Below are 8,098 nucleotides of genomic sequence, written 5' to 3' on the forward strand. Positions count from 1 at the left end.
AACCTCCTCCACTCCCCCAACTCCCCCAACTCCCCTGTCACCTACCTCAACAACCCAGTTAACAAAGATGCTGGACGTTGACTATGAGGCCAAGCGAAAGCATGACGGAAAGCTGCCTCTTGACAAGCTTGTAACTGTTGAAAATTGATAATGTCGTAAGTCAAAAGATTTTCATATTCAAACGGAAGACGCACATTATGTAAACCCGCATTATCCGTACAAATAGCGATATCCACCCCAGCTTCAAAACATCGGTCAAAAACCAACTTGAGTTGCCGAATATCCTGTAAAGTCCCTGTTTTTAAATAAGTTGTCGGACAAACCTCTAAACATTGTCCTCTTCTGGCAATTTCTGGCAGTAGTTCAGGATACAAAAGCGGAACTTGGATTCCGTGACCAATTCGCATTAAATAGGGTAACAATTCTGGATAACAACCATCCTTAGTTTCATAAAGATGCCCTGTGGTGTTAATACCCAGTGAATGGGCATAATTATATAAACTAATCCATTCTTCCATGCGTTCATCATAATAGCGATCGCCACCAGCCACATCTATCGCACAAACATACTTTCTATTTTGCGCTGCCAAATCAATAATTGCCTTATTCACCTCAAAAGATAAACGGGAGTGCATACAAAGAATTTGACTAGTAACAATCGGATAGTCGGGTACATAACTAGATTTACCCACAATATCCACAATTTCCGCCATTTTATCAATTCTTTCACCTTGACTCAAATGTTCAGGAGTTCGCAAATAGGGAGTATAGCGTAACTCCAAATAAGCCAAATTCTCAAAAATATAAGCACCACGTAATAAACGGTAAATAAAGTAAGGTAAAGTTTCCACCGTTTGCACACTTTCCACAAGAGTATGCAATTCTAGATATTCATCCAAAGTATTACGAGGACGAGTATAAAAATCTTCAAACTCTGCATATTCACCAAAGCGAGAAATCAACTCAGCATTATGACGCTGGAAATACCGCCATAGTACACGAGGTACAACTGAACCACCTAAATGCCGATGCAATTCTGCGTATAAAGCCATAGTGGTATTTCACCAGGAAAATTTCATCAATCTTAACAAAAACCACTATAAAAAACTAGGACTTAGGAATTGACGCAGTTTACCAATGGTCTATTCCCAATTACTGATTTATAAAAAGAAATATCAAGCTTGTAGTTTAAATCAACATTTTTTAGCTAATTAGTGAGATAATGAATTCGTGAGGCAAAGAACGGACATAACTATATTGTGAGAGGGGGAAATTTTATGAAACTTCAACTATTAGCCGTTATGGCCTTGATAACTCCCCTGTTTCTAGCTAATTCAGTTCAAGCTGGCAGCCAAAAAGATTTACAGAAACTTTTGTCAACTAGAGAATGTGTCCAATGTAACCTATCAGGACTCAACCTCAGTGGTACTCATTTAATTGGTGCAGACTTACGAGGCGCAAATCTTCAGGGCGCTAACCTAACAAATGCTAACTTAGAAGGTGCTGACTTAACTGGGGCAAACTTAGCAGGTGCTAATTTAACATCAGCCTTTGTTACCAACGTCAATTTGAAAAAAGCTAACTTAAACGGCGCAAATCTTACCCGCGCCACAGTCAATGATTCCAACGTCTATCAAGCATCAATGGACAATCTTAACATTACTGATGCTGGTATATATAACACAGGAATCGGTATTGGTGGCGAAGATGGAGCTAACTTTCCTGACTGGGATTAAGTAAATTAACTTGTAAAACTCCAAAAAAAGAGGCTATAGATAATTAAACCGTCTATAACCTCAAATTAAGTCTGGGTATTAAACTAACTGATTAAGCAAACGCCGCTTTCTTTAAAACGTCTACCTTATCAGTGTGTTCCCAGGGTAAATCCAAATCCGTTCTTCCCAAATGACCGTAAGCTGCAACGTCCTGATAAAAACGTCCGCCTCTTTCACTTGGTAAGTTGCGTAAATTGAACACATGGATAATTCCCGCTGGCCGGAGTTCAAAGTTATCCTTGACCAAGTTCAACAGAATTTCATCATCAACCTTACCTGTACCAAAAGTATCAACAAAGATACTCACAGGACGCGCTACACCAATGGCGTAACTTAGCTGCACTTCACATTTTTCTGCTAACCCAGCCGCAACAATATTTTTCGCTGCATAACGAGCCGCATAAGCCGCAGAGCGGTCTACCTTAGTGGGGTCTTTTCCAGAAAAAGCCCCGCCACCATGTCGAGAATAACCACCGTAGGTATCAACAATAATTTTCCGACCTGTTAAACCGGAATCTCCTTGTGGTCCACCAATCACAAACTTACCGGTGGGGTTGACCAGAAACTTTGTTTCCTGACTGGGTTTAACAGTAATATCACCAAATATAGGTTCTACTACTTCTGCCCACAGGTCAGCCTTAATCTTAGCCTGTACCCCAGCATCATCGCTAATATCCCCAATGGTAGCTGTATGTTGGGTGGAAATTAAGATGGTGTCAATACCCACAGGTTTGCCATCTTCATAAACCACAGTAACTTGGGTTTTACCGTCAGGACGCAAATAAGGAAGAATACCAGCCTTACGAACTCCTGCCAATCTTCGCGCAATGCGGTGCGCTAAACTGATAGGTAAGGGCATAAGTTCCGGTGTTTCGTTACAAGCGAAACCAAACATGATACCTTGATCACCAGCACCAATTTTATCGAATAGCTCTTCACTATCCTCAGTTCTGGCTTCTTTAGCAATATTCACACCTTGAGCAATATCCGCTGATTGTTCATCCAAGGCAATTAGAACACTGGCACTATCCGCAGAAAAGCCATTATCAGCGTCAGTATAGCCGATTTCCGCAATTTTTTTACGGGCAAGATTGACGTAATTAACATGAGCTTTAGTGGTAATTTCTCCAGTAATTAGCACCAAACCAGTATTAACTACAACTTCTGCTGCCACACGGCTATTAGGGTCTTCTGCTAATAGCGCGTCAATAATGGTATCCGAAATTTGATCACAAATTTTATCGGGATGACCTTCTGTAACTGACTCGGAAGTAAATAAATAGCGTCGAGACAAAGGAATTTCCTCCTGAAAGAATGTTTTCACTGATGAGATACATCAGTTACTAATTTCTGAAATCATAACAATATTTACAGTTTTTGGAATAAGTATCTTTTATCCCAGTGTCTAAAGGCTTATATGTATAACAAGAGCCACTCAGATCCCGGACTTCTCAAAGAAGTCGGGGATCTTGTTGTTGAGAGTATACTAAACACGGGTGAGATTTAAACTTTTGCCAAATGACAAAGAACCCAGATGTGTAGGGGTTTAGCAAAAGCTGATATGTGTCAATTTAAGCTCAAATTCCTACCACATCTCGTTCCTAGTCTCTGACTAGGAATGCAGTTGATGAGGCTCTGCCTCTAGTATCATTGAAGGCAGAGCCTTCTAGAATTCATTCCCAGTCAGAGACTGGGAATGAGACGAAAGGCTTATATGTATAACAAGAAGCACTCAGATCCCCGACTTCTCAAAGAAGTCGGGGATCTTGTTGTTGAGAGTATCTACCAGAAAAGTCCTCAGTAACCTGAGATTGGATCACCGTTACGGTTTTGGTAACTATAAAGGATACAATACTTCATATACACAGTATTGGTAATATCTTCACAAAACGATGGTGATGAAAAGAATTCTTATTTTAACCGCTAACCCTACTAACACAAAACCGTTACGTGTAAGCGAAGAAGTGAGGGAAATCAAAAGTGCTTGGGAGCGATCGCTCAACCGTGAACAATTTACAATTATTGTAGAAGAGGCAGTCCGTCCTCAAGAACTTCGTCGTACCCTATTAGGTCATAAGCCAGATATTGTGCATTTCTCAGGACATGGTGGAGGAGAACAGGGTTTAGCTTTAATGACAGATAATGGAGAAGCCTTTTTAGTCAAAGTTGCTCCTTTAGCCAAATTGTTTAAAGCATTACAAGAAATCTTTTTTATTGATTGTGTTTTTCTCAATGCTTGTTATTCAGATGTACAAGCAGAAGGTATTTATCCTTATGTTAATTATGTCGTCGGAATGAATCAAAAAATTGGTGATCAAGCCGCTAAACAATTTGCTATTGGTTTCTACGATACTTTATTTGCAGGACAATCAATTAAAAGTGCTTTTGATTTAGGATGTAATGCGATTGAAATGGAACATATTCTAGAGCATTTAACTCCGATTTTGAGGACAAAAGATGCAACGACTAAAAAAGCTATTATTCAGGGTGTACCTGAGTCGAAATCTAAACCTATTCAACCAAGAGATATTAATATTCCTTTTGAAAATTTAGATGGCCAAGTCCCCCTAAATTCTCCTTTCTATGTTGAACGTCCTCCCATTGAAGCTACCTGTTACACTGCTATTGTGAAACCTGGGGCATTAATTAGGATTAAAGCACCTCGACAAATGGGGAAAACTTCATTAATGAGTAGGATTTTAGATCAAGGAGAAAAGCAAGGTTATCAAACAGGATTTATTAATTTATGGAGTCGAGAATTATTTAAAAATCTCGATAGTTTTTTAGAGTCTTTTTGTGCAAATGTCAGTTTAGAATTAGGGATTGAAGAAAAAATAGATCAATATTGGAAACCTCAACGTTATAGCAGTCAAACTAATTGTACAAATTATTTCCAATCCTATCTTTTAAAAGAATTGAAACAGCCTGTGATTCTAGGATTAGATGAGGTAGATAGAATCTTTCAATATAGTGAAATTGCTGATGAATTTTTCACTATGTTACGTTCATGGCATGAAAAAGGCAAAAATAATGAAACTTGGCAAAAACTGAGATTAGTTCTTTCCCATTCTCAGGAAGTTTATATTTCTTTGGATGTGAATAAATCTCCTTTTAATGTGGGTTTACCAATTGATTTAAATAAGTTTAGTTTAGCACAGGTTCAGGATTTAGTTAAACGACATGGATTGCAATGGTCAAATACAGAAATTAATCAATTAATGGGGATGATTGACGGTCATCCTTATTTGGTGAGAACAGCATTATATCATATTGCTAATAACGACTTAACTTTAAAGCAATTTTTAGAAATTGCCCCCACTGAAGAAGGATTATATGAAGATCATTTGTATCGTCATCTTTTGATTTTGGAAGAAAATCAAGAACTAAAATCAGCTATGTTAAAATTGGTTAATAGTGATGATGCCGTTACCTTAGAACCGATTTATGCTTTTAAATTAAAAAGCATGGGATTGGCAGAATCAAAAGGTAATAAGGTAATTCCACTATGTAATTTATATCGGCTTTATTTTGGCGATCGCTTGCAAGATTAATTGATGTCATTTAAAATATAACAAAGTAGATCCCTGACTTCTGACATTGGTTTATAATTGATTGACATCATCAAGGAAGAAGTCGGGGATCTTAACCCCCCCTAATTTAAGATTATGACTAAAATTTTCACCGCTTATATTGAATATGATGCCGATACCAAATTATATGTAGGAATTATTCCCGCTATTCGAGGAGTTCATACTCAAGGAGCGACTTTAGACGAATTACAACAGAATTTAAAAGAAGTCTTAGAATTATGTTTGGAAGAATCTCAAGAAGATTTAAGTCAATTACCTCAATTTATCGGTATTCAACAAATTGAGGTGGCTTCATGAGTCGCTTACCTATTGTTAACTATAAAACGCTGAATCAACTTTTAATAAAGTTGGGTTTTTCCGTAGTTAGACAAAAAGGAAGTCATGTCTTTTATCGTCATTCTGATGGAAGAACAACAACTGTACCTAATCATCAAGGGAGAGATTTAGCAAGACCACTGTTAAGAGAAATTTTAAAAGAAATTGAATTAACTGTTGATAATTTTAATGAACACTTACAAAATCTTTAATTTTGGTATTTTGCAAGGACATAAAAATGGAAAATATAGACTCAGTGAATTATGAATATCAAGTAGGTGGTTCGCTCCCAGCTTCTGCTCCTACTTATGTTACCAGAAAAGCCGATAATGAACTATATCAGGCTATAAAAAAGGGAGAATTTTGTTATGTTTTAAACTCCCGACAAATGGGTAAATCTTCTTTAAGAGTTCAAACAATGAAACGACTTAAAGAAGTAGATGGATTTGCTTGTGCTGCTATTGATTTAACTGATATTGGTTCAGCTAATATTACCCCTTTACAATGGTATGCAGGAATTATTAATGAATTAATTAATACCTTTGAATTAAATGAAAAATGTGATATAGATACTTGGTGGGATAAATATGATCAAGAATCTTTGTCTGCGGTGAATTTCTTTGGTAATTTTCTCCGAGATATTCTTTTAAAATATGTTGAATCAAATATCGTTATTTTTATAGATGAAATTGATAGTATCATTAGTTTACAGTTTAATGTTGATGATTTTTTCGCTTTGATTCGCTCTTTTTATAATCGTCGAGTTGATAATATTGAATATAATCGTCTGAGTTTTGTGTTATTAGGTGTAGCTACTCCCAGTGATTTAATTCAAGATAAAACGCGGACTCCTTTTAATATTGGTTATGGCGTAGAATTAACAGGTTTTACTTTTGCAGAATCTCAAGCATTAGCAAAGGGATTAAGTGTTAAAACCAATCAACCGGAAAAGTTATTAGAATTAATTTTAAATTGGACTGGAGGACAACCTTTTTTAACTCAAAAAGGCTGTAATTTAGTTTTAACTGACCCCCCACAACCCCCCTTGGAAAGTGGGGAGTATACAGAATGGTTAGAGAATTTAATTAGAACTAATATTATTGAAAATTGGCAAGCAAAAGATGAACCGGAACATTTACGCACCATTGAAAGACGGATTTTAATTGATGAACAAATGGCAGGTGAATTATTAGATATTTATCAAAAGATTTATCAACTGGGAGAAGTAATTAGTCAGAATACTGGAGAGGAAGGAAAGTTACAGTTATCGGGTTTAGTGGTGAAAAGAAATAATCACTTACAGATTTACAATCCCATTTATCGAGAGGTTTTTAATCAACAGTGGATTGATAATCAATTAACTGCTTTACGGCCCTATTCTGAGGCATTTAGGGCGTGGTATAATTCAGGTTGTCAGGAAAATTCTTGGTTATTACGAGGAAATGCTTTAAAAACAGCAGAAGCATGGGCAGAATCTAAGAATGTAAGTTTTCAGGATAAACAATTTTTAGCAGCTTCTCGTCAACAGGAAATTGAGGAGGAAATCAATGAACGGGAAAAGGAAGCTGAGTTAGAAAGGGAAAGAAAGGAGAAAGAAGCAGCAGAAAGGGCGAGAATTATTGAGGAAGAAGCTAAACAGAAAGCAGAAAAGCAATTAGAAACTGCTAGGAAAAAAATGAGTTTTGGCGTAATTATTTTATTTATTACTTTAGGTATTACAGGTTTATTAGGAATAGCTGCATTTATAGCGGGTAATAAAGCTATAATTGAACAAAAAAAAGCTAAAAACGCTCAACAAATAGCTACAGAAGCCACAAATAAATCGGAACAAGCTACTAAAGAAATTAAATCAAAAAATTCGCAATTAGCAACTGTGAATAAACAAATGGAAAAACAGAAGGAAGAAGCGAAAAAAGCCGAACAAAAAGCTGAAATAGCTAAAAAGGATTTAATTAAAGTTCAAGATGATAAAAAGAGTTTAGAAACACAAAAAAATAAGTTAGATAATGATACTAAAAAATTACAAGGAGAATTACAGTCAAAGTCTCAACAAATCAAATATGCTGTTTCAAGGTTCCAAAAAAAGCAAGCAGAAATAAACAATCAACTTCTGACAAAACAAAAAGAACTTAATACTGCTAAAGAACAAACAGAAAAATCTCAAAAAGATATTGCTCGCATTAAACAAAACATTGCTAAAATTACAGAATTATCAGCAGTTGCTTCTAAACTACAACAAAAAGGTAAAAATAACGAAGCTAACCAATTTTTAAATATTGCAGGTTTAGTTTTACAAGATAAAATCAAAAACCCAGAACTTAAAGAAGCTTTATTGGATAGTTCTTTAGTTTTAGGATATGAATCTTTAAAAATAGAAGAGGATAAAAATCCACAATTAGAATCACAATATAACAAAGC

7 protein-coding genes are annotated in these 8,098 nt (G+C 36.0%); 5 read left to right on the forward strand and 2 right to left on the reverse strand.

The window, feature by feature from the left end; genetic code table 11:
* Positions 1 to 41 precede the first annotated feature (41 nt).
* On the reverse strand, positions 42 to 1,052 hold the full coding sequence (locus IQ228_RS16040; protein ID WP_027403294.1) for an adenosine deaminase: 1,011 nt from the start codon (positions 1,050 to 1,052) through the stop codon (positions 42 to 44).
* 225 nt (positions 1,053 to 1,277) lie between these two features.
* Here IQ228_RS16040 and IQ228_RS16045 point away from each other — a divergent pair, with 225 nt between their 5' ends.
* Complete coding sequence (locus IQ228_RS16045; RefSeq protein ID WP_193899758.1) at positions 1,278 to 1,736, forward strand: pentapeptide repeat-containing protein; 459 nt, start codon at positions 1,278 to 1,280, stop codon at positions 1,734 to 1,736.
* Positions 1,737 to 1,827: 91 nt separating this feature from the next.
* On the opposite strand, the gene metK is transcribed toward IQ228_RS16045, so the two are convergent.
* Complete coding sequence (metK, locus tag IQ228_RS16050; protein WP_027403292.1) at positions 1,828 to 3,069, reverse strand: methionine adenosyltransferase; 1,242 nt, start codon at positions 3,067 to 3,069, stop codon at positions 1,828 to 1,830.
* 604 nt (positions 3,070 to 3,673) lie between these two features.
* Between metK and IQ228_RS16055 the strand changes: the two genes are divergently transcribed.
* The 4 genes from IQ228_RS16055 to IQ228_RS16070 all read left to right on the forward strand — a co-directional run.
* Positions 3,674 to 5,326, forward strand: a complete 1,653-nt coding sequence (locus tag IQ228_RS16055) for an AAA-like domain-containing protein (protein ID WP_193963531.1) — start codon at positions 3,674 to 3,676, stop codon at positions 5,324 to 5,326.
* A gap of 114 nt (positions 5,327 to 5,440) precedes the next feature.
* On the forward strand, positions 5,441 to 5,662 hold the full coding sequence (locus tag IQ228_RS16060; RefSeq protein ID WP_096664137.1) for a type II toxin-antitoxin system HicB family antitoxin: 222 nt from the start codon (positions 5,441 to 5,443) through the stop codon (positions 5,660 to 5,662).
* A complete protein-coding gene (locus IQ228_RS16065; protein ID WP_096664140.1) occupies positions 5,659 to 5,892 on the forward strand; it encodes a type II toxin-antitoxin system HicA family toxin in 234 nt (77 codons plus the stop codon). Before IQ228_RS16060 ends, IQ228_RS16065 begins: the two co-directional genes overlap by 4 nt.
* A 26-nt stretch (positions 5,893 to 5,918) precedes the next feature.
* Positions 5,919 to 8,098, forward strand: a 2,180-nt coding sequence (locus IQ228_RS16070; RefSeq protein ID WP_228043912.1) for an AAA-like domain-containing protein, incomplete at its 3' end; no start/stop codon positions are given.

The sequence above is a fragment of the Dolichospermum sp. LEGE 00246 genome, from assembly GCF_015207865.1.
Classification (GTDB): domain Bacteria; phylum Cyanobacteriota; class Cyanobacteriia; order Cyanobacteriales; family Nostocaceae; genus Dolichospermum; species Dolichospermum heterosporum.

Coding starts and splice junctions, on each gene's coding strand:
- IQ228_RS16040 (WP_027403294.1), bottom strand. CDS start 1,052: ATGGCTTTATACGCAGAATTGCATCGGCATTTAGGTGGTTCAGTTGTA.
- IQ228_RS16045 (WP_193899758.1), top strand. CDS start 1,278: ATGAAACTTCAACTATTAGCCGTTATGGCCTTGATAACTCCCCTGTTT.
- IQ228_RS16055 (WP_193963531.1), top strand. CDS start 3,674: ATGAAAAGAATTCTTATTTTAACCGCTAACCCTACTAACACAAAACCG.
- IQ228_RS16060 (WP_096664137.1), top strand. CDS start 5,441: ATGACTAAAATTTTCACCGCTTATATTGAATATGATGCCGATACCAAA.
- IQ228_RS16065 (WP_096664140.1), top strand. CDS start 5,659: ATGAGTCGCTTACCTATTGTTAACTATAAAACGCTGAATCAACTTTTA.